This is a genomic window from Leifsonia sp. Soil_N53 (assembly GCF_057655165.1).
Genome location: NZ_JBDGMM010000063.1, coordinates 223,951 through 243,768 on the forward strand (window position 1 = coordinate 223,951; position 19,818 = coordinate 243,768).

Annotated in this window: 20 protein-coding genes; 10 read left to right on the forward strand and 10 right to left on the reverse strand. The window is 69.8% G+C overall.

What is annotated here, in order from left to right:
- The first annotated feature begins 121 nt into the window (after nt 1-121).
- Nucleotides 122-748: a MarR family winged helix-turn-helix transcriptional regulator gene (locus AC3A3H_RS13230; protein ID WP_487615007.1), complete on the forward strand. Its 627-nt coding sequence runs from the start codon at nt 122-124 to the stop codon at nt 746-748.
- Between the two features lie 13 nt (nt 749-761).
- On the opposite strand, the gene AC3A3H_RS13235 is transcribed toward AC3A3H_RS13230, so the two are convergent.
- From AC3A3H_RS13235 to AC3A3H_RS13245, 3 genes are read right to left on the reverse strand one after another with little or no spacing between them, the layout of a single operon-like run.
- Nucleotides 762-1,568 carry an ABC transporter permease gene (locus tag AC3A3H_RS13235; protein WP_487615008.1) on the reverse strand — a complete coding sequence of 269 codons (807 nt, stop codon included), beginning with the start codon at nt 1,566-1,568 and terminating at the stop codon, nt 762-764.
- A complete protein-coding gene (locus AC3A3H_RS13240) occupies nt 1,558-2,379 on the reverse strand; it encodes an ABC transporter permease (RefSeq protein ID WP_487615009.1) in 822 nt (273 codons plus the stop codon). Before AC3A3H_RS13240 ends, AC3A3H_RS13235 begins: the two co-directional genes overlap by 11 nt.
- Nucleotides 2,379-3,194, reverse strand: coding sequence for an ABC transporter ATP-binding protein (locus AC3A3H_RS13245; protein WP_487615010.1), 816 nt, complete (start codon nt 3,192-3,194; stop codon nt 2,379-2,381). Before AC3A3H_RS13245 ends, AC3A3H_RS13240 begins: the two co-directional genes overlap by 1 nt.
- A 199-nt stretch (nt 3,195-3,393) precedes the next feature.
- Between AC3A3H_RS13245 and AC3A3H_RS13250 the strand changes: the two genes are divergently transcribed.
- Genes AC3A3H_RS13250 through AC3A3H_RS13275 form a run of 6 tightly spaced genes read left to right on the forward strand, consistent with a single transcriptional unit; the run spans nt 3,394 to nt 9,001 of the window.
- Nucleotides 3,394-4,365, forward strand: coding sequence for an ABC transporter substrate-binding protein (locus AC3A3H_RS13250; protein ID WP_487615011.1), 972 nt, complete (start codon nt 3,394-3,396; stop codon nt 4,363-4,365).
- A complete protein-coding gene (locus tag AC3A3H_RS13255) occupies nt 4,362-5,327 on the forward strand; it encodes an alpha/beta fold hydrolase (protein ID WP_487615012.1) in 966 nt (321 codons plus the stop codon). Before AC3A3H_RS13250 ends, AC3A3H_RS13255 begins: the two co-directional genes overlap by 4 nt.
- On the forward strand, nt 5,324-5,944 hold the full coding sequence (locus tag AC3A3H_RS13260; RefSeq protein WP_487615013.1) for an amino acid synthesis family protein: 621 nt from the start codon (nt 5,324-5,326) through the stop codon (nt 5,942-5,944). The genes AC3A3H_RS13255 and AC3A3H_RS13260 overlap by 4 nt, the downstream gene beginning before the upstream one ends.
- The gene (locus AC3A3H_RS13265) at nt 5,941-7,110 is read left to right on the forward strand and encodes an amidohydrolase family protein (protein WP_487615014.1); all 1,170 of its coding nucleotides are present in this window, start codon (nt 5,941-5,943) and stop codon (nt 7,108-7,110) included. Before AC3A3H_RS13260 ends, AC3A3H_RS13265 begins: the two co-directional genes overlap by 4 nt.
- Nucleotides 7,092-7,793 carry a hypothetical protein gene (locus AC3A3H_RS13270; RefSeq protein ID WP_487615015.1) on the forward strand — a complete coding sequence of 234 codons (702 nt, stop codon included), beginning with the start codon at nt 7,092-7,094 and terminating at the stop codon, nt 7,791-7,793. The genes AC3A3H_RS13265 and AC3A3H_RS13270 overlap by 19 nt, the downstream gene beginning before the upstream one ends.
- Nucleotides 7,793-9,001, forward strand: coding sequence for an FAD-dependent oxidoreductase (locus tag AC3A3H_RS13275; RefSeq protein ID WP_487615016.1), 1,209 nt, complete (start codon nt 7,793-7,795; stop codon nt 8,999-9,001). The genes AC3A3H_RS13270 and AC3A3H_RS13275 overlap by 1 nt, the downstream gene beginning before the upstream one ends.
- Nucleotides 9,002-9,031: 30 nt before the next feature.
- On the opposite strand, the gene AC3A3H_RS13280 is transcribed toward AC3A3H_RS13275, so the two are convergent.
- Complete coding sequence (locus tag AC3A3H_RS13280) at nt 9,032-9,616, reverse strand: TetR/AcrR family transcriptional regulator (protein WP_487615017.1); 585 nt, start codon at nt 9,614-9,616, stop codon at nt 9,032-9,034.
- Nucleotides 9,617-9,708: 92 nt separating this feature from the next.
- Between AC3A3H_RS13280 and AC3A3H_RS13285 the strand changes: the two genes are divergently transcribed.
- Complete coding sequence (locus tag AC3A3H_RS13285; protein ID WP_487615018.1) at nt 9,709-10,758, forward strand: aldo/keto reductase; 1,050 nt, start codon at nt 9,709-9,711, stop codon at nt 10,756-10,758.
- A 130-nt stretch (nt 10,759-10,888) separates the two neighbouring features.
- Here AC3A3H_RS13285 and AC3A3H_RS13290 read toward each other — a convergent pair whose 3' ends face one another.
- The 3 genes from AC3A3H_RS13290 to AC3A3H_RS13300 form a co-directional block, all read right to left on the reverse strand.
- On the reverse strand, nt 10,889-11,269 hold the full coding sequence (locus AC3A3H_RS13290) for a DUF898 family protein (protein ID WP_487615019.1): 381 nt from the start codon (nt 11,267-11,269) through the stop codon (nt 10,889-10,891).
- Between the two features lie 158 nt (nt 11,270-11,427).
- Nucleotides 11,428-12,984, reverse strand: coding sequence for an SNIPE associated domain-containing protein (locus tag AC3A3H_RS13295; protein ID WP_487615020.1), 1,557 nt, complete (start codon nt 12,982-12,984; stop codon nt 11,428-11,430).
- Between the two features lie 85 nt (nt 12,985-13,069).
- Complete coding sequence (locus AC3A3H_RS13300; RefSeq protein WP_487615021.1) at nt 13,070-14,053, reverse strand: aldo/keto reductase; 984 nt, start codon at nt 14,051-14,053, stop codon at nt 13,070-13,072.
- Nucleotides 14,054-14,290: 237 nt separating this feature from the next.
- Here AC3A3H_RS13300 and AC3A3H_RS13305 point away from each other — a divergent pair, with 237 nt between their 5' ends.
- Complete coding sequence (locus AC3A3H_RS13305; RefSeq protein WP_487615022.1) at nt 14,291-15,499, forward strand: ROK family protein; 1,209 nt, start codon at nt 14,291-14,293, stop codon at nt 15,497-15,499.
- Nucleotides 15,500-15,501: 2 nt separating this feature from the next.
- A complete protein-coding gene (gene nagA, locus AC3A3H_RS13310; RefSeq protein WP_487615023.1) occupies nt 15,502-16,698 on the forward strand; it encodes an N-acetylglucosamine-6-phosphate deacetylase in 1,197 nt (398 codons plus the stop codon).
- Here the strand turns inward: nagA and AC3A3H_RS13315 are convergent.
- From AC3A3H_RS13315 to AC3A3H_RS13325, 3 genes are read right to left on the reverse strand one after another with little or no spacing between them, the layout of a single operon-like run.
- Nucleotides 16,677-17,951, reverse strand: a complete 1,275-nt coding sequence (locus tag AC3A3H_RS13315) for an MFS transporter (RefSeq protein WP_487615024.1) — start codon at nt 17,949-17,951, stop codon at nt 16,677-16,679. The two genes, nagA and AC3A3H_RS13315, sit on opposite strands and share 22 nt — an antisense overlap.
- Nucleotides 17,951-18,823 carry a carbohydrate ABC transporter permease gene (locus tag AC3A3H_RS13320; RefSeq protein WP_487615025.1) on the reverse strand — a complete coding sequence of 291 codons (873 nt, stop codon included), beginning with the start codon at nt 18,821-18,823 and terminating at the stop codon, nt 17,951-17,953. The genes AC3A3H_RS13315 and AC3A3H_RS13320 overlap by 1 nt, the downstream gene beginning before the upstream one ends.
- Nucleotides 18,820-19,815 (reverse strand): carbohydrate ABC transporter permease, encoded by a 996-nt coding sequence (locus AC3A3H_RS13325; RefSeq protein ID WP_487615026.1) that lies wholly within the window; start codon nt 19,813-19,815, stop codon nt 18,820-18,822. The genes AC3A3H_RS13320 and AC3A3H_RS13325 overlap by 4 nt, the downstream gene beginning before the upstream one ends.
- Between the last annotated feature and the right edge of the window lie 3 nt (nt 19,816-19,818).

Here is a 19,818-nt window from a genome sequence, read left to right on the forward strand (position 1 = left end):
CGCTGGACGGCGTGCGCACGCCGGGGCGCGTCCGCTGGGCGCGGCACACTCCCGGCATCCGCGCGCGTCGAATACAGTGTCTCTAAGTCATTGACTTACGGACACTATTCGATGGGGTGAGATGGCGAAGAGCCCGGGGACGAAGGCGGAGGCCCGCGCCGCCGTGAACGCGGCGGGTGCGGAGCCGGAAGAGGCGCACCTGCCGCCGGGACGCGTGTGGGCCCGCGGAGCGGGGGAGGCGCGCGAGGCGGACTTCGCGACACACGTGCGCGCGATCGCGCACGGGCGGTACGTGATGCGGCGCATTCTGCACCTGCTCGACGGGGAGGCCGTGGCGGCGGGGCTGCAGCCGTTGCGGCACCAGGCACTGCTGCAGGTCTTCGGGGCCGACGAGCCGCTGTCGGTGTCGACGCTGGCCGAGCGGCTGGCGATCGCGCCGGCGCTCACCTCCCGGCTGGTGCGCGGGCTGGAGGAGGACGGACTGCTCGAGCGGTACCGGACGAGTGTGGACAAGCGCGTCATCCTGGTGCGGGCGACCCCGCGCGGGGTCGAGCTGCTGCGGGCGATCGACCTGGAGGTGCACGAGAAGGTGTTCCAGTTCCACCGCACTCTCAGCGATGAGAGCAAGCTCGGGGCCCTGGCCACCTTCGCGTCCTACCTGGGGCTCGACTCCGACCCGCGGCTGCGCGAACTGCTCGCCGACGCCGACATCGACCCCGACGCGCACGCGCACCCGCACGCGCACTGACACCGTCCGGCACCTACTCCGCCGGCGGCCGGTACCGCAGCAGCCGGGCTTCGACGAGCGCCAGGACGGCGTTCACCGCGAGCGCGAGCACGCCGACGATCACGATCAGCCCGAAGACCTGCGCCGAGAGGAAGGACTGCTGCGCGTCCTCCAGCAGCTTCCCGATGCCGGAGACCTGCGTGCTGATCTCCACCACCAAGGCGAGCACGAGCGTCAGCGGGGCCGTGATCACGACGCCCAGCATGATGCCGGGAGTGACCGCGGGCAGGATGATCTTCACGAACGTGGCGACGGGTCCCATGCGCAGGCTGCGCCGCACGTCCATGAGGATCGGGTCGATCTCGCGGGCGGACAGCCGGACCTGCAGCAGCACCGGCCACAGGGCCCCGAAGACCACGACGCCGAGTTCCATCGACTGGGTGTAGCCCATGAACAGCACCGCCAGCGGCACCAGGGCGACACCGGGGAGGAACCGCAGGTAGTCCAGGGTCGGGCCCAGCAGGCGGTCGAGCACGCTCACGCGCCCCACCAGGATGCCGAGCACCGTTCCCAGCACGGTGGCGATCACGAGCGAGAGCGCGAAGGTCACCAGGGTCTGGCCGACGGACGCGAACAGGGCGCCTCCGGCGGCGAGGGTCGCGGTCTGGGTCACCCACTGCGACGGCGGGGGGAAGAACGTGCTCTGCTGAAAGGCGCCCACCAGCTCCCACACGGCGAGCAGCGCGACCAGGGGCAGGAGGCCGCGCAGCGGGGCCGTGCGCCGCGGCCGTGCGGGGCGGGTCGCCCGGGTTCGGACAGCTGCGGTCAGATCAACGGCCATCGGAGCCTCCCGAGGTCTGGGCGAGGTGGAAACCGGGCGCGAGGCGGCGGAACGCCAGTGTGATGAGCGCGTTCAGGACCAAGCCGGCCGCGCCGATCAGCACGATGTACGCGAACATGATGTCGGGCCGCACCTGCTGCTGGGCGTTCACGAGCGCGTAGCCGACCCCGGCGGGATCACCGACGATCTCGGCCACGATGGCGAGCGCGAACGCGCCGGACAGGCTCAGGCGCAGCGCGACCAGGATCTTCGGCGCGGCGGTCGGCAGGGCCAGCTTGCGGATGCGCTCCATCCGCGACATCCGCAGGCTCCGTGCCAGTTCGCTGTGGGCGGGCGACACCCCGGCGACGCCGTTCATCGTGCTGACTGCGACCGGCCAGATCGAGACCCACGTGGTGATGGCGATCTCCATCTGCAGGGTCTGCGCGAGCACGATCACGGCGATCGGGATGAACGCGATCGCCGGGATGGCGCGCAGCACCTCCACCGACGCCATCGAGTAGGTCCAGGTCCAGCGCGACATCCCGAGGGCCGTGCCGAGGACCACCCCGAGCGCCGAGCCGAGCGCCCACCCGGCGAGGCACGCGAGCAGGGTGTGCAGGAAGTTGCCGCCGAGCTGGCCGTCCGCGGCGAGCTGCACCGCAGCGGCGCCGATGTCGGTGGGGGCGGGGATATTCTGGTACGGCAGTGCGCCGATCGATTTCAGGAGTTGCCAGACCAGAACGAGCGCGACCGGGACGATGAGTCCGACGAGGAGGCCGCGGCCCAGGCGGCGACCGGGCGCAACGCGGCCGGCGACGGCGACGGCCATCAGTGGGCGCCCTGCAGGGCTGCATAGACGGCGTGCCGGGCGGCGAGGTAGGCGGGGTCCTCCTTGGTCGTCACCTGGTCGCGCGGGCTCGGCAGGTCCACCGCGAGTTCGGTGGTGATCCGGGCCGGCTTGCCCGAGAGCACCAGGACCCGGTCGCTGAGGTACACCGCCTCGTCGATGTCGTGCGTGACGAACACCACGGTCGTGCCGGTGAGGCGCCGCACGCGCAGGAGCTCGTCCTGCAGCTGGTTCTTGGTCATCGCGTCGAGGGCTCCGAACGGCTCGTCCATCAGCAGTACCTTCGGCTGCGTCACCAAGGCCCGCGCGATCTGCACGCGCTGCTGCATGCCGCCCGACAGCTGCCACGGGTAGTCGCCGCGGCGGTCGGCGAGCCCGACCAACTCCAGCGCTGTGGTCACGCGGCTGCGCAGCTCCGCCTTGTCGACGCGCCCCTCCAGCCCGAGCGCAACGTTGCGCTCGACGGTGCGCCACTGCAGCAGCGATGCGCCGTAGTTCTGGAACACGATGGCGACACCGTCGTTGGGCCCGGTCAGCGGGGCCCCCTCGAAGCGAACGGACGAGCCATCGCCGGGGGCGAGCAGCCCGGCCAGGATGCGCAGCAGGGTGGTCTTGCCGGTGCCGGACGGGCCGAGGATGCTCACGAACTCCCCGGGCGCGCACGAGAACGAGACGTCTTCGAGCACGCGCAGCGAGTCGTTCTGCCTGCGGTATTCGACGAAGAGATCGGTGCACGAGAAAGCGTGGGCGTCGGCATCGGCGGCCGCCTCCGGCAGGGTGGGCGAAGCAGTGGTCATGGGAGTCATCGTTGAATACTGCTTTCTGCAAGTCAATGACCTAGGTGAACAATTTACCCGCGTGAAACATTCGGTGGTGCAGGATGAATCCGAGCCCGTTATTTGACTCAAGTCAGTGTCTTGAATTAACTGCTTCGGCCCGGGCCGAGAGCAACCCGTCCACAGCTCACCTCACCTCTTGGGAGACGACATGCGTCACATGCGCGCACTCAGCGCCCTCGCCGCCGCGGCCGCCGCCGCGATCGCCCTCGCGGGCTGCAGCGCCGGATCCGGCTCGGCCGCCCCGGCCTCCTCGGCCGCCTCCGGCGCGGCCACGACCACCGTCCGGATGGCCCTCAACAACACCAGCGACTCGCTGCCCATCGTCGTGGCGCAGAAGGAGGGCTACTTCGCCGCCAACCACCTGAACGTCACGACGACCACGCTCGCCGACATCACCGTGGTGCCATCGCTGCTCGGCAACCAGTACGACGTCGGCTTCACGGTGGCACCCATCCTCATCCGCGCGGCCTCCGCCGGCGTCAAAGCGGTCATGATCTCGGGGAACGACGGCGACTCGTCGCAGTACCAGGGCGTGCAGGTCTACGTGCGCGACGGCATCTCCAGCATCGCCGACCTCAAGGGCAAGCGGATCGGCTCGCCGACGCTCACCGGCAACCTCAACACCGCGACCAAGGCCTGGCTCGCCAAGCACGGCGTCGATCCCGCGTCCGTGCAGTTCGTGCAGGTGCCGACGCCCAACATGGCCGACCAGCTGAAGGCCGGGCAGATCGACGCGGCCGAGATGATCTACCCGTTCATCAGCACAGCCAAGGCCGACGGCTTGACGTCGCTCGGCGACCCCGAGCGGGCGCTCACGAGCGGCTACCTCGGCGGCACCTACTGGGCGGCGTCCGAGACCTGGGCGAAGGCCAACCCGGCCGCCGTCGAAGGCTTCCGCGCGGCGCTGAAGTCCGCCGACGAGTGGATCGCGAAGAACAAGGAGAAGGCGTACCAGGTGGTGGCCGACTACACGAAGGTACCGATCGCGCAGGCCAAGGTGTCGCCGATCGTCGAGTACACCACCACGGTCACGCCCGGCGACCTGAAGATCTGGGGCGACGCGATGAAGAAGTTCGCCGGCTTCACCGGCACGGTCGACTACTCGTCGCTGGTCTACACCGGGAAGTGAGCACGCAGATGACGGACACCTCCACACGCACCGCGGCGACGGTCTCGTACCGGATGCTCGACGCCGCCCCCGAGCCGCACGGCGCCTACACGGCACCGGACGGCGCGGCGGCCGCCTTCCTCGAACTCACCTCGCTCGACGGGCGCACCGGGCCGGGCGTGCTGCTGACACCGCACGCGCCGGCGGCGCACGCGCCGCTCGTCATCAGCATCCACGGCAGCGGCGGCAGCATCCTGAGCCAGCCGGTGCACCTGCTCTCGCAGGGGCTGGCCGCCGCGGGCGTCCCGGTGCTCGCCATCGACACCCGGCAGTCCCTCGACGCGGTCAACACCGACAGCTTCTACGCGACCGTGCGCGACATCGAGGCGGCCTTCTGGGCCGCGCGCGACCTCGGCTACGAGCGCATCGTGCTGCACGGGCACAGCCTGGGCACCAGCCAGGTCGGCTTCTTCGCGGCGACCCACTTCCACCGCGAGATCGTCGGCGTACTGCTGACCGGGATGTTCGCCGACTTGCCCTGGAAGTCGAGGCACCTCCTGATCGACGACGAGGCGGCATACCGGCGGCTCGGCGAAGCCGCGGTCGCGGCGGCGAACGAGGGCGACTTCGCGCGTGTCCTGCCCGAGCCGATGCGCTGGCTGGGCGGACGCGAGATGACGGTCACCGCCGCGCACTTCCTCACCTACCGGCAGACCGGCACCGCGGGTGCGCGCAGCATCGACTGGATCGCGCGCATCCCCTACCCGCTGCTGATGGTGCGCGACGAGCACGACCCCGTCATCAACTACTTCGAGCCGGGCCAGCTGGAGGCCGCGGCCACCGCGGGCATCGCCCCGTCGGTGCGCTCCGTGCTGCTGCCGTCGCAGCCCGGCTCGAACGGGCACGCCTTCGAGACCTCGGGCGACGCCCTGGTCGAGCTGGCGGCGCCCTGGCTACTGGCACTCGAGGAGGACTACCGATGACCATCGAAACCGTACAGCCCGACGCACTGCAGGAGGTCTACGGCGCGTACGCCGTGCGCTCCTGGCACGCGCAGGTGGAGGAGGTGCGCCACGCCGGAGGACCGGTGCTCGACCAGCCGCTGCTGAAGGCCGCCGTCGCCGTCGTGATCGCCAACCCGTTCGCCGGGCGCTGGGTGGAGGACCTCTCGTCGCTCACCGCGCCCAGCGCCGCCCTCGGCACCGAGCTCGGCCGCCGCGCGGTCGCTCTGCTGGGCGGCCGGCCGGTCGAGAGCTACGGCAAGGGCGGCATCGCCGGCACGGCCGGCGAGCAGGAGCATGTGGTGGCCTGCGTCACCACCGTCTTCGGAGACGCGTTCCGCGATGCCGTGGGCGGCGGCGTCGCGTGGATCTCGTCGGCCAGCAAGATCGGGGTGCCCGGCACCGTGCTCGACCTTCCGCTCGCCCACAAGGACGCCCTCTATGTGCGCTCCCATTACGACGCCGTCACCATTGCACTGCCGGACGCGCCCAAGCCCGACGAACTCGTGATCGCCGTCGCCGTCGCCACCGGCGGTCGGCCGCACGACCGGGTGGGCGGCCTCCGGGCGGCCGACGCGGTCGGGGACGGCCTGCATTGAGCATCGCGGTCATCAACATCGGCGCCTCGCACGACGGCTCGCTGGGCGGCTCCGCGCTGCCGGGCGACGCCGTCGTGACGGACGGCGGCGCCATCGCCTGGATCGGCGACTCGGCGGACGTGTCGGCCGCCGACCACGAGACGGTCATCGACGCCGCCGGCGCCACCGTCGTGCCCGGGCTGATCGACAGCCACGTGCACACCACCTTCGGCGACTTCACGCCGCGGCAGAATACAGTCGGCTTCCTCGAGAGCTATGTCCACGGCGGCACCACGCGCGTCATCTCGGCCAGCGAAGTGCACGTGCCCGGCCGCCCCACCGACCGGGTGGGTGTGAAGGCCCTCGCCATCGCCGCCCAGCGCGCATTCCAGCACTACCGGCCGGGTGGGATGGCCGTGCACGGCGGCGCCGTCATCCTGGAGCCCGGGCTGACGGCAGCGGACTTCCGCGAGCTGCGCGAGACCGGCGTGCGCTTCGCGAAGGGCGGCTTCGGAGCCTTCCCCGACGCCGAGGAGTACGTGCCCATGGTGGCCGACGCGAAGGCGGCAGGGATCGTCGTGATGTGCCACTCCGGCGGCGGATCCATCCCCGGCAGCAAGGCCAAGATCGACGCCGAGCTGCTGCTGAAGATGCGCCCGCAGGTCGCGGGCCACATCAACGGCGGCCCCACCTCGCTCACCGCCGACGAGAACCGCGCCATCGTGGAGGAGGGCGACAGGATCGCGCTCCAGCTGGTGCAGGCGGGCAACCTCCGCTCGGCCATCGACATCGCCGAGCGTGCGCTGGCGATCGGCGCGCTGCATCGCATCCTCATCGCGACGGACACGCCCACCGGCACCGGTGTCATCCCCCTCGGCATGCTGCGCAGCATGGCGGAGCTGGCCTCACTCGGTCCGATGACGCCGCAGCAGGTCGTCACGGCCGCCACCGGGAACGTCGCCGACGTCTACGGGCTCGACGCCGGCCGGCTGCGCGTCGGCGCACCCGCCGACCTGGTCGTGCTCGACGCACCGATCGGTTCCACAGCCGCGGACGCGTTCGGCGCCCTCGCCATCGGCGACATCCCCGCCGTCGCCTGCGTCGTCACCGACGGCGTCGTCCGCGTGACCAGAAGCAGGAACACCCCACCCCCGAGCAAAGGCGTGACATGTCGGACCGTTCGATGAACCCCGCGATGCTGTTCTCCCAGATGGAGCCCCCGGCCGACCTGGTCGGCGAATTCCACGAGTGGTACGACACCGACCACATCCCGGCGCGCATGGGGCTCCCGGGCTTCCGCGGCGCCCGCCGGCTGCGGGCGCTGGACGGCGAGCCGGAGTACCTGGCGGTCTACGAGCTCGACTCGCTGGCCGCACTGGAGACCGACGGCTATCGCCGCGTGAAGACCTCGCCGTCCGCGCTCACCGGGCGCATGCTGGGCGCCGTGAACGGCTTCACCCGCTTCACGTGCGAGCAGGTCTCCGACGACGGCGACCCAGTGCACGGCACGTTCCTGTCGGTCGTCGCCTTCAGCGTGCCGCAGGAATGGGAGACGGAGTTCGACCGCTGGTACGGCACCGAGCACGTGCCGATGCTGCTGGAGGCCGACGACTGGCTGCGCGTGCGCCGCTACCGGGTGCTCGACGGCGAAGGCGGTCCGTGGACGCACATCGCCCTCCACGAGCTGGCCAGCACCGAGGTGATGGACTCGCCCGAGCGCGCCCGCGCACGCAGCGGACCGCTGCGGGTGCCGCTCGCCGGGCTCGACTGGTTCGGCCGGTCGGGACGCTGGCTGTACGAGCAGCTGTCGGCGGTGACATCGGTGGGTCAGGCCGAGGCGGGCACGGTGACGGCGGAGGCGCGCGCCTGATGGCCACCCGGATCGTCGTCGTCGGCGCCGGGCCGGTCGGTGCCGTGCTTGCGCTGGCGGCCGCCCGGCAGGGTCTGGAGGTCACGCTCCTCGAGGCCGGGACGGCGGTGGACGAGTCCCCGCGCGCGGCGACCCTGCACCCCTCGACCCTGGAGATGCTCGGCGAGCTCGGCCTCATGGACGAGGTGGTGGAGCGTGGTCTCGTGGCCCGCTACTTCGACCACTGGGACCGCCCCTCCCGCAGTCTGATCGCGCGGCTCGACCACGGACTCCTCGCCGACGTCACGCCCTATCCGTTCGTGGTGCAGCTGGAGCAGCACAAGCTGCAGCGGATGGCGCTGGCCCGCCTGGCCGGATACGACACGGTCGACATCCACCTCGGTGCGACGGTGACCGGTATCGACCAGGACGCGACGGGTGTCGTCGTGACGGCCGAGCGCGACGGCGAGACCGAGCGGTTCACCGGCGACTACGCCGTCGGCACCGATGGCGGCCGCAGCACGGTGCGCAAGTCGCAGGGGATCGCCTTCGACGGCTACACCTGGCCCGAGCGCTTCCTCGTGCTGACCACGACCTTCGACTTCCAGGCCGAGTGGGACTGCTCGTACCGCAACTACTTCGCCGACCCGGAGGAGTGGGTGAACCTGTTCAAGGTCGCCGGCGACGACGGCCGCGGGCGGTGGCGTGCGGTGTTCCCGGCCCCGGCGGACGAGACCGACGAGGAGGCGATGTCCGACGCTGCCGTCCACCGCAGGCTGTCCCGGCTCTCCGAGCACGGTGATCCCGCCGCCGACGTGGTGCACCGCAAGACGTACCGGGTCCACCAGCGCGTGGCCGCATCCTTCCGGTCGGATCGCGTGTTCCTCGCCGGCGACGCCGCGCACGTCAACAACCCGATAGGAGGCCTGGGGCTCAACTGCGGCATCCACGACGCGGTCGAGTTCGCGGCGGCTGTGACCGAGGTCGACAGAGGAGCGGATGACGTGCGTCTCGATCTGTACGAACGGAGGCGCCGCGAGCTCAACATCGAGTTCGTGCAGCAGCAGACCGTCGCCAACAAGAAGCGGCTGGAGGAGACGGACCCGGAGCAGCGCCGGCTGCGCGCCGCGGAGCTGGCGGCCACGGCCGCGGACCCGGTGCGCCACCGCGCGATGCTGATGCGCTCGTCGCTGCTGGACAGTGTGGGCAAGGCCCGGCAGATGGTGTGAGCCGAGCCTCGCTCGTTCAGAGGTAGTTGGTCAGCGCGGGTCCGGGGAGCTCTGCAGGCCGGAGAAGACGACCCCGATCAAGCGTCGTCCCTGCGCGATGCCGTCGTCGTTCGGGGCGACTCGCCACAGGAAGCTCATGAGCATGATGATGTCGACGGGGTCGTGCCCGGGGGCCATCGTGCCTTCGGCGACGCACACGTCGACGAGTCTGCCGACGGCTTCGGCTGTCGGACCCCACGAAGACGCGACGACTTCTTGGGCGGCCGCGCTGTGCAGTGCGTCGCCGAGGCCGTGTTTGATCCGGATGTAACCGGCCAGGGTCTCGAACCACTCGATGAATGCCGCTTTGGCGGACCTCTGCCGGGCGAGGACGTCGTCCGCCGTCGAGACCAGGCGTTCGATGTCGTGCTGATATGCGGCGAGGATCAGGTCCTCACGCGTGGGGAAGTGGCGGTAGAGAGTCCCCGCGCCGACGCCCGCGCGCTTGGCGACGTCGTTCAGGGGGACGAGTGGGTTCTCGGCGAACAACTGATGCGCTGCCTCGATGATCGCTGCCCGGTTCTTCGCGGCCGCGCGCCGCTGGGTTCCGTAGGAGCCCGGTGTCTCGACGGTCATGTGTCGATCATGCCCCTTTTTGACATGCGGAGAGTTCTCCGTTAGTTTAACACGCGGAGAATCCTCCGCAATTAGACGGACGAGGAGCAAGTATGGACTACGTGAAGCTCGGGACGACGGGCCTGGACGTGTCGCCGATCGCGATCGGCGCGATGACCTACGGCGAGCCGGACCGCGGTCATCCGGTGTGGTCGAAGAGCGAAGACGAGGCCCGGCCGCTCATCCGGCACGCGCTCGAGGCCGGCATCAACTTCTTCGACACGGCGAACATGTACTCGAACGGCTCGAGCGAGGAGATCCTGGGCCGCGCTCTGGGCGACTTCGCCGACCGGGACGATGTGGTCATCGCCACCAAGCTCCGCCACCCGATGCGCCCCGGGCCGAACGGAAAGGGGCTGTCCCGCAAGGCGATCATGACCGAGGTCGACCACTCCCTGGAACGCCTCGGGACCGACTACATCGACCTCTACCAGGTGCACCGCAACGATCACTCGACTCCGCTCGAGGAGACGCTCGAGGCGCTCAGTGATCTGGTCAAGTCCGGCAAGGTGCGCTACCTCGGCGCCTCATCGATGTTCGCGTGGGAGTTCGCCAAGGCCCTCCACCTGCAGAAGCAGAACGGCTGGGCGCGATTCGTCTCCATGCAGGACCACTACAACCTGCTCGCCCGCGAAGAGGAGCGCGAGATGATCCCGCTCTGCATCGATGAGGGCGTCGGCACCATCGTCTGGAGCCCGCTCGCGCGAGGACGCCTCTCGCGCCCATGGGACGACGCTCGCGCGACCGCGCGTTCGGAAAGCGACGGCGACTACGCCGATCTGCTCTACACACCCGCCGAGGAAGCGTCGAATCGCGCGATCATCGACGCCGTCGGCGAGGTCGCGGCCGCCCACGGCGTCAGCCGGGCGACGATCGCGCTCGCCTGGCTCCACCGGCAGCCCGTCGTCACCGCACCGCTGGTCGGCGCGAACACGACGCAACAGATCGACGACGCGATCGCGTCGCTCGATGTCGAGCTCACCGACGAGGAGGTGCGCTCCCTGAACGCCCCCTACACGCCGCGCTGGGACTTCCAGGGCGTCTCCGACGAGGCCACGCTGCGGGCGATTCGCGAGCGGATTCCCGGGATGGCGGTTAGGTGACGGTGTGAGCGCGGCCGTTGCGGCGTGAATGGGCCGATGCGCCTCTCACCGCAGGCTGGGACAGCTTGTCCAGCTTCGGAGGTCGGGCCGACCTTCAGCACCTGCGCCGCTCCCTGCAGCGGCGGGACGCTCAGCCGTTGACGGAGATCGTGACTGACGAAGCGTGACCGGCAACGAGAGGCTGCACCGGTGCGACCGGAGCTGCGAACTCCGTATTGACCGTGATCCAACGCTGAAGGCGCGGCGCCACCCAGAACAGATAGATGCCGAGGGTGATGACCGAGAGCAGGAACCACTTGATCCAGTGTCCGAACAGACCGACGGCTGAACCAGTGAAGACGAGCTGCTGACCGTCGATGTAGGTGTGCTTGGCCTTCCACCGCTGCATCAGCACAAGTGCGAACGGATAGCAGATCCCGACCGTGACGACAGTGACCAGGAAGCCGAGGAGCGCGGTCCCCAAGTAGGTCCCGGCCCCGCCGTCGAAGCTGAATCGAGTCTCTTTCGCCATCGTGCGTCAATTCTTTCGTGTCGTTTCACGCCCGACGGTGAGCGGGCACGCCCCCGAGCGTATTGGAGACGGTCGAGTGCCCACTGCTCCCAGTTGAGGGCACAGCGAGCCGCTGGGCCACGCACATCTGGAATGCTCGCGTTCGGTCCGGGTTCACATCAGGCGGAGTGCGCGGCCACCAGACCTGTGCTGGCCCTGTACTCCGGTGCGGCGGGTTCCGTGGTGAACTCGACGACTTCCACAGCTTGCTCTCGGAGCGCTTCGAGGACTTCAGCGGGTGTGACGCGGAAGAACTCTCGTCGCAGGTTGATCTTGTTGACACGTTGTTCCGCGAAGCGCTTGTGGAGATAGTTTTCGATCCCGACTGCGTCGGTGGCGAAGAAGAGGGCGTGCACGTCGAAGCGGAATGGCACGGAGGCGTCTCCCAATTCGTGGACGCGGTCCATCGGTTCGAGTCGACGAGTCATGCCGATCTTGACCATGTCTTCCCCGAAAGCACCGATGTTGGAGATGACGTAGACGTGCCCTGCGCGAATGTTCGCGGCGCGGTAGTCGACGTCGACGATGGCTCGCTCGACGTCCGTCAGCTGTTCACGAATGCGATCGGCTCCGGCCATGTCGCCGTTCGCTTCAAGATTCGCCAGGGTTGAGAGGTAGTGTGCGCGCTCCTTCTCGAGGCGTTCCTTTTCGCGTCGTAGTTCCGCTTCCGCCTTCTGCTGTTCTCGCAGTTCGGCCCGTCGCTCGCGATCGAGCTCCCGTTCGCGCTGCACTGCCAGGAGGTGGGAGTTGGCAAGCTCGAGTTCCTTCAGACGGAGCCGGTGATACTGCTCGGTGATCCGTAGTTGGATCATCTTGCCGCCGTTGGCGATCTGTTCCGCTGCCTTGGTCAGACGTGTCTGCGCCGAATAGAGGTTGCCGGCCTTGGTCGCTTTGATCGCGTTCTCGGCCTCCGCGTTGTAAGCGCGGAGCAGAACCTTGGTCATGTCGTTGATGAACTTCTTGCCTTGCGCAGCAGAGTTGTTGAAGGTGAACCCGCTTGTGGTCGTCACGGCCCGCTTGTCTCGAATCATGTTCTTGATCTGCGATCGCACCGACTCGAGTTCGGTTGCCAGGCTTGCCGACGACTGCGCCGGGTGCTCGTAGTCGAAGAGGCCCACCTCTTGGAGCGCCACGACATCCGCGACATCGACGCGTTCGCGGTTGACCTGATCGAGCTGCTGTTGAGACCAGGCCAGCTGCGCCTGGACCTCGCCGAGCCGCTTCTCGGTCGTCGCCAAGCCGCCGGCGGCGGATGCCTGCGCCTCTGCAATCGCGATCTCCGCCTGAGCGCGATCTGCGGCGAGTTGAGCCTCGACGGCGGCCTGATACGAGTCGATGTCTGCGAAGCTGCGAAGTCCGTGCTTGTCTATGACTGCTTGGAGCTCGGCAACCGTGTTGGTGAGTTCGGCGGCAAGATGGCGTGCGTCGCCTTTGCCGAGCTTCGCGATTGGTTTCTCGGCGCGAGGCGTGGGCGCGCTGGTTGGCGCGGTCCGTTGATCAGTCCATTGAGCGCCATCCCACCAGCGCTGTCCGGCAGGCCGTTCGGTGTCGGGATACCAGCCCGCCGGGATGGCGGCGACCTTCGAACGCGTCGCATCCGACCATGCCGCGCCATCCCAGTATCGCTGGGTGGACGTGTCTTCCGGGTTGTCGTACCAGCCAGGAAGGGCGCTCATCTTTACTCCTCGGGTCGCCCGACGAAGCTAGCGATCACGGCGGATATCTTCACGCCCCCAAACCGGGTCAGGAGTGGATAGCCTCTCAGAATCCCGCAGGCTCCCGAGGCGTGTACGCCGCCTCCAGCCGGGTCACCTCGTCTTCGGTCAGCGCGAGGTCGAGTGCCGCCGCAGCGTCGTCGATGTGGTGCGGCTTCGTCGCGCCGACGATCGGGGCGGTCACGGCGTTCCGGCCGGCGACCCAGGCCAGCGCGACCTGTGCCATCGGCACGCCTCGCGAGGAGGCGATCGCGGCGACCGCGTCGACGATGGAGCGGTTCGACTCCTCGTTCGTGCGATACAGCGTCTTGCCGAACTCGTCCGTGTCGGCGCGGGTGCCCGAGCCGGGGGCGTCCCACGGGCGGGTCAGCCTGCCGCGCGCGAGCGGGCTCCAGGGCAGCACGCCGACGCCGGTGGCGATGCAGAACGGGTGCATCTCGCGCTCCTCCTCGCGGTCGAGCAGGTTGTACTGGTCCTGCATCGAGACGAACCGGGTCCAGTGGTTCAGCTCGGCGACCCGCTGGAGCTCGGCGAACTGCCACGCCCACATGCTGGAGGCGCCGATGTAGCGGGCCTTGCCGGCCTTGACGACGTCGTGGAGCGCCTCCATCGTCTCCTCCATGGGCACGCGGGGATCGAAGCGGTGGATCTGGTACAGGTCCACGTAGTCCGTCCCCAGGCGCGTGAGCGAGGCGTCGATCTCGTGCATGATGGCGGCGCGGGAGAGCCCGGCGCCGTTGCGGCCGTTGCGCATCCGCCCGTTCACTTTCGTGAAGATCTGGACATCCTCCCGCGGGCCGAGCTCGGCCAGCAGGGTCCCGGTGATCTCCTCGCTGGAACCGAGTGAGTACACGTTCGCCGTGTCGAAGGCCGTGACGCCCGCGTCGAAGGCCCGGCGAACGAACGGCCGCGCCTCGTCGATGCCGACGCTCCACGGGTGGCTGCCGCGATCCGGGTCGCCGTAGGACATCATGCCCAGCACGACTCCGCTGATCTCGAGACCGCTGTTGCCGAGTCGGACCGTGCGCATAGGGGCTCCTCTGCTCGTAGAAGGGTGTGATCCGACTCTATTCGCCGTTTCGCGGTTCTCGGTCCTCTTGCGCCGGAAATAATCCTCACTGTGAATCGAAATCGCCCCGCGGAGGCGACGACCGGGTGAACGCCGACGGAAGACTTCGCAAAAATCGGCTGACCAAAAGGCTTGCGGAGACGGGAGGGCGTGGGGTTATTCTTCTCAGGACGATTAAAGTTCAGCCTGAGAGGAAATATGGACTCCCCAACCGCCGTTCGGCGCTCGAACCGGAGCAGCGTGCTCGACCAACTGCTCACCGGCCGCGAGACCGACCGGCAGGAGATCGTGGCCGCCACCGGGCTCAGCCAGGCCACGGTCTTCCGCGTCGTCAGCGAGCTGCTCGAATCGCAGGTCGTGGTGGAGGGGCCGACGATCACCCGGGCCGGTCGCGGCCGCAACGCGGGGAGCGTCCGGTTCAACGACTCCATCGCCCTGGTGTGCGGCATCGACCTCGGCGGCACCAACTGCCGGCTGGTGCTCTCGGATGGGCTCGGCCGCACGATCATGCGGCAGCGCTTCCCGACGCTGCACGACGTCGACGCGCGGAGCTTCGGGATCTGGCTCGGCGACCGCGTGAACGAGCTCGTCGCCGAACACGGCGACGGCATCCCGCTCGGCGCGGTGACGGTCGGGCTGGCTGCCGCCATCTCCGGAGACAAGAGCAGGGTGGTGGGCGCGGTGAACCTTCCGCAGATCCGCGAGCCCGGCTTCCTCGTCGCCCTGCGCGCGGAGGTCGACGCGCCCGTGGAGATCGACAACGACTCCAACCTCGCCCTGCTCGGCGAGCTGCGCTACGGTGCGGTCGACCCGACCGAGACCACCGTGCTCCTCATCCTCGGCACCGGCCTCAGCGGCGCGGTGTCCATGCGGGGTGAGGTGCTCTCCGGCGCACAGGGGCTGCTCGGCGAGTTCGGGCGGCTCCCGCTGCAGGGAAGCGACCTGCGCATGCGCGACCTGCTCTCCGGGGCCGGGCTCGCCGCCCACGCCCGCAGCCTCGGCTACCGCCTCGACTCGACCGCCGACGTGTTCGCCCGGCCCGACCTCTACGGCGGCCTGGTCTCGCAGGCTCAGGAGGCGTTCGAGCACCTGGTGGGGGTCGTCGCGCTGGCCTACGAGCCGGCCACGATCCTGGTCGCCGGAGGCTTCTCGGAGGCGTTCGGCGCCGACAGCTTCCGCCGGGTGCAGGAGCGGCTGCAGCAGCGGGTCGGCGTGGCCAGCGGCATCGAGCGCTCGCGACTCGGCAGCGACGCGGGACTGCTGGGCGCGATGGGGCACGCGCTCAGCAGCCTCTACCGCGGCCTCGGCGCCTCGCCGTCGCCGCTGTCACCGGTGGGAGCGGCGCGGGACGAGGTCCTCGACGTCTTCCGCCGCCACACCCCCGAACCCCTCAGCGCAGGAGTCTGATCATGACCGTCCGGGTCCTCACAAACGGCCGCCTGGTGCTCCCCGACCGCATCGTCGACAACGGGTGGATCGCCGTGCAGGGCGAGCGCATCGCAGCCCTCGGTCCCGGCGAGCCGCCCACCTTCCCCGGCGGCGGTGATCCGGTGGACTACGTGGACGTCGAGCGTCAGTGGGTGCTCCCCGGCTACATCGACGTGCACTGCCACGGCGGAGGCGGGAGCGCGCTCTACACCGGCGACGTGCACGACGTGCGCCGGGCGGCGGCCGCCCACCTCGCCCGCGGGACGACCAGCATCCTCGCCACGATCGGGACCACCGCGCCGGAGACCATGCTCGTCGCCGCGCGGGCGATCGCCCAGGCCATCGAGGACGGCACGGCGCCAAACATCCGCGGCATCCACTTCGAGGGCCCGTTCCTGTCGCCGCACCGCCGCGGCGCGCAGACGGCGACCGCCCTCCGGCAGCCGGACGAGGCGCTGTTCGCCGCCCTCGTCGACGCCGCGGGCGGGCACGCCCTCGCCATGACCATCGCCCCGGAGCTCGACGGCGCGCTGGAGCTGATCCATCGGCACGCCGACGAGCTCCTCTTCTGCATCGGCCACACCGACGCCAGCGCCGTCGTCTTCGAGGCGGCGGTGGATGCGGGGGCGCGACACGTCACGCATCTCTTCAACGCCATGCCGGCGCTCACGCACCGCGCACCCGGCCCGGTGGCGCGGGCGCTCCTGGACAAGCGCGTGACGGTGGAGCTGATCGCCGACGGCCACCACCTGGCCCCGGACGCCGTGCGGCTGACGCTCGAGTCGGCGGGCAGCGATCGCGTGGTGCTGGTCACCGACGCGATGGCCGCAGCAGGGCTCGCCGACGGCCGCTACTCGTTCGTCGACCGCACGGTCGACGTGCGCTCGGGAGCGGCGTACCTGCACGAGACCGAGACGCTCGCGGGCTCGACGGCGTTCATCGTCGACGCGGCGGAGCGCGCCGGCAGCTGGGGCGCGCTCTCGCCACTCCAGATGGCGAACGTCTCGGCCGCCAACGCGGCGCGGCTGCTCGGCTGGAGCGACCGGGGAGTCATCGAGGCCGGCGCGGTCGCCGACCTCATCGTGAGCCCGGACGGCATCCACCCGTCGGCCGTCGCCGTGAGCGGTCGCTGGCGGCCCGCCGAGACCTCCCGGCGTTACGAGCTCGCCGTCGCCTGATCGCCGGTCAGTCGATCGCCGGCCGGCTCGCTTCGGCGCAGCGTGGGGGCGAGCGGTCGAACGACGCCGGCGATGGCCGCTGCGGCCACGACGAAGACGAGCGGGACGACGAGCGCAGGCAGCAGGCCCAGCCGGTCTCCGGTCAGCCCCAGCAGCGGAGGGCCGGCGAGCGAGGCGGCGTAGCCGATCGTCGCCACCACCCCGATGTTCCTGGCCGCCGTGCGCGCGTCGTCGCCGGCGGCCGACATCCCGATCGGGAACCCGAGCGCCGAACCGAGTCCCCACAGCACCGCGCCGGCGACGGCGAGCCCGGGGGAGGGGGCGCAGATGAACAGCGCGATCCCCACGGCCCCGAGCATTGCGGTGAAGCGCAGCACGCGCACCCGGCCCCAGCGAGCGATCACGGCGGTTCCCGCCAGCCGCGTCGTCGTCGTGGCCATCACGAACACCCAGAAGGTGACCGCCGCCAGGGTCGTCGTCGCGTGGTGGCCGGAGACCATCGCCAGGGCGATCCAGTCGTTGGCGGCGCCATTGGCGAACGACATCCCGAGAACCAGGACGCCGATCAGGATCGTGCGCCGATCACGCCAGGCACTGCGGGCGGCGGTCGTCTTGGCGCCCCCGCTCAGAACCGGCGCGACGTCCGCGTGCGCCCGGAGCGCGCTCCCGGATTCCGGGACCCCGCGCACCGCCCAGGCGGCGACGGCCACCGAGAGGATGCCCTCGGCCAGCAGGTGCGCGGGCACCGGGACGTGCGCGGCGGCCGCTGCCGCCCCGAGCCCGGCGCCGATCACCCCGCCGATGCTGAACATGGCATGGAACCAGGGCAGCACGGGTCGCGCGCGGGCCCGCTCGATCGCCACCGCGTCCACATTCATCGCGACATTGCAGACGCCGGCGCCGAATCCGAGCACAGCGAGCCCCACGGCGACCACGGGCTGCGAGCCGGTCCCGACGCCGAGGGCGGAGACGGCGCTGCCGCCCGCCGCCGTCGAGAGTGCGGCGAACATCGCCGTCCGGGGCGCGATCCGCCCGGCGACCCGGCCGGCGACCGTGAAGCCGGTTACCGACCCGATGGAGAGCCCGAGCGAGAGCAGGCCCATCGCGAAGATCGACAGGTGGAGGTCGGAGCGCACGTCCGGGATCCGGGAGAGCCAGGTCGAGACGCCCATCCCCGAGACGGCGAACACTGCGCAGACCGCGAGGTGCCACCGCCGCACGCCGCTCGTGCGCGCCCGGTCCGCCACGGGCATCAGCCCTTCACGGCGCCCGCGGACATCCCGGAGACGAGGTTGCGCTGCACGATCATGAAGAAGATGACGACCGGCAGCGCGAAGAGCACGGACGCGGCGATCAGGCCGCCGTAGTCGGTGCCCTCGTTCGTGCTGAACGACACCAGCAAGACCGGGAGGGTGTACATCGCCTGATCCTTCAGCATCACGTACGCGGTGATGTAGTCGTTCCAGGCGTTGATGAACGCGAAGACGCTGGTCGAGATCAAGCCGGGCAGCACGAGCGGGAAGTAGATGCTCCACAGGATGCGGGTCGTGCCGGCGCCGTCGATCTTCGCGGCCTCCTCGAGCTCGATCGGCAGGTTGAGGAAGAAGCCGCGAAGCACCCAGATGCTGAACGGCAGCACGCTGGCGATGTAGGCGAGCCCCAGCCCCCAGTAGCTGTTCAGCAGGCCCAGACTCTTGAACGACAGGAACAGCGGGATGAGCAGCGCGCCTCCCGGGATCATCTGCACCACCAGGATGCTGACCAGGATCGCGCGCCGGCCGAGGAACCGGAACCGCGACACTGCGGCAGCCGCGAGGAAGCCGAGCACGATCGACGCGACGACCACGCCGAGCGACACGACCAGGCTGTTCCCGAGCGAGCTGAGGAAGCCGGGCTTCGTCAGTGCGTCGAGGTAGTTGACGAGGCTCGGCGGCGACGGCACGAACTGCGGCGTCGTCGTGGTGATCGCGTCCCGCTCCTTGAACGAGGTGTTGAGCATCCAGTAGATCGGGAACGCCCAGAGGACGATGCAGACGATCGCCAGGGTCAGCGCGACAGGGTGCTTCGGGCGCCGGCGCCCCCGCACTGCGGCCGCCGGGACTCTCGTCGCCAGGTTCGCGGTCATTCCATCTCTCCCGTCCGGATGAGTCGTCGGATGTAGAAGGCGGTCAGGATCACCAGCAGGATGGCCGTGATCACGGCGATCGCCGATCCCTGCCCGAACGAGTTCGCGGCGAAAGCCTTCTGGAACGACCAGATGCTCAGGGTGGTGGTGCTGCTGTCCGGGCCGCCCTGGGTGAGGATCCAGAGCTGGTTGAACGTGTTGAAGTGCCAGATCACCTGCAGGATGGCGACCAGATACAGCACCGGCCGGAGGAACGGCAGGGTGATCGATCGGTAGATCCGCCACTCGCTCGCGCCGTCGAGCTGCGCGGCCTCGTAGTACTCGGCGGGGATCTGCGACTGGCCGGCGTAGAGGGTCAGGGCCACGAACGGCACCGACTGCCAGACGATGAGCAGCCAGACGATGAAGAAGGCGTCGCCGGCGTTGCCCGTCCAGCTGTGCGAGGTGAAGTCGCCGAACCAGCCGAGCCGCGTGATCACCCAGTTGAAGACGCCGTAGACCGGCTGGAACAGCCACTGCCAGACCAGCGTCGAGCTCACCGTCGGCAGCGCCCACGCCAGGATGAGCACGAAGTTCAGGACCGTGCGCACCCCTCTGCCCAGGTGGACCATCATCTGGGACATGGCCATTCCGATGATGAGGCAGCCGATCACCAGGGAGAGGGTGAAGACCGCCGTCCGCACCAGCACCGGCCCGAACTGCGGATCGCTGAAGACGGCCGCATAGTTGGCGAAGCCGATCCACTCGGTGTCGCCGGTGAACAGCGCGCGCAGACCGAAGTCCTGGAAGGAGTTCACCACCAGCCGGACCAGCGGGTACCCGAGCACCACCGCGAGGACCGCGCCGGCCGGAGCCAGCAGGATGAGCGGGGCCCAGCTGCGCGGCCGGCGGGCTGTGCGCACCCGGCGGCCGGGCCGCAGCCGGGGGGTTGCCCCGACCGCACCCGGCTCGCCGACGGTGGGCTGCGCCCGCGTCGATGTGTCGACGGTCATCAC

Excerpts from the sequence above, each read along its gene's own strand:
- AC3A3H_RS13230 (WP_487615007.1), top strand. The coding sequence starts at position 122 with ATGGCGAAGAGCCCGGGGACGAAGGCGGAGGCCCGCGCCGCCGTGAAC.
- AC3A3H_RS13235 (WP_487615008.1), bottom strand. The coding sequence starts at position 1,568 with ATGGCCGTTGATCTGACCGCAGCTGTCCGAACCCGGGCGACCCGCCCC.
- AC3A3H_RS13240 (WP_487615009.1), bottom strand. The coding sequence starts at position 2,379 with ATGGCCGTCGCCGTCGCCGGCCGCGTTGCGCCCGGTCGCCGCCTGGGC.
- AC3A3H_RS13245 (WP_487615010.1), bottom strand. The coding sequence starts at position 3,194 with ATGACCACTGCTTCGCCCACCCTGCCGGAGGCGGCCGCCGATGCCGAC.
- AC3A3H_RS13250 (WP_487615011.1), top strand. The coding sequence starts at position 3,394 with ATGCGCGCACTCAGCGCCCTCGCCGCCGCGGCCGCCGCCGCGATCGCC.
- AC3A3H_RS13260 (WP_487615013.1), top strand. The coding sequence starts at position 5,324 with ATGACCATCGAAACCGTACAGCCCGACGCACTGCAGGAGGTCTACGGC.
- AC3A3H_RS13270 (WP_487615015.1), top strand. The coding sequence starts at position 7,092 with ATGTCGGACCGTTCGATGAACCCCGCGATGCTGTTCTCCCAGATGGAG.
- AC3A3H_RS13275 (WP_487615016.1), top strand. The coding sequence starts at position 7,793 with ATGGCCACCCGGATCGTCGTCGTCGGCGCCGGGCCGGTCGGTGCCGTG.
- AC3A3H_RS13280 (WP_487615017.1), bottom strand. The coding sequence starts at position 9,616 with ATGACCGTCGAGACACCGGGCTCCTACGGAACCCAGCGGCGCGCGGCC.
- AC3A3H_RS13285 (WP_487615018.1), top strand. The coding sequence starts at position 9,709 with ATGGACTACGTGAAGCTCGGGACGACGGGCCTGGACGTGTCGCCGATC.
- AC3A3H_RS13290 (WP_487615019.1), bottom strand. The coding sequence starts at position 11,269 with ATGGCGAAAGAGACTCGATTCAGCTTCGACGGCGGGGCCGGGACCTAC.
- AC3A3H_RS13295 (WP_487615020.1), bottom strand. The coding sequence starts at position 12,984 with ATGAGCGCCCTTCCTGGCTGGTACGACAACCCGGAAGACACGTCCACC.
- AC3A3H_RS13300 (WP_487615021.1), bottom strand. The coding sequence starts at position 14,053 with ATGCGCACGGTCCGACTCGGCAACAGCGGTCTCGAGATCAGCGGAGTC.
- AC3A3H_RS13305 (WP_487615022.1), top strand. The coding sequence starts at position 14,291 with ATGGACTCCCCAACCGCCGTTCGGCGCTCGAACCGGAGCAGCGTGCTC.
- nagA (WP_487615023.1), top strand. The coding sequence starts at position 15,502 with ATGACCGTCCGGGTCCTCACAAACGGCCGCCTGGTGCTCCCCGACCGC.
- AC3A3H_RS13315 (WP_487615024.1), bottom strand. The coding sequence starts at position 17,951 with ATGCCCGTGGCGGACCGGGCGCGCACGAGCGGCGTGCGGCGGTGGCAC.
- AC3A3H_RS13320 (WP_487615025.1), bottom strand. The coding sequence starts at position 18,823 with ATGACCGCGAACCTGGCGACGAGAGTCCCGGCGGCCGCAGTGCGGGGG.
- AC3A3H_RS13325 (WP_487615026.1), bottom strand. The coding sequence starts at position 19,815 with ATGACCGTCGACACATCGACGCGGGCGCAGCCCACCGTCGGCGAGCCG.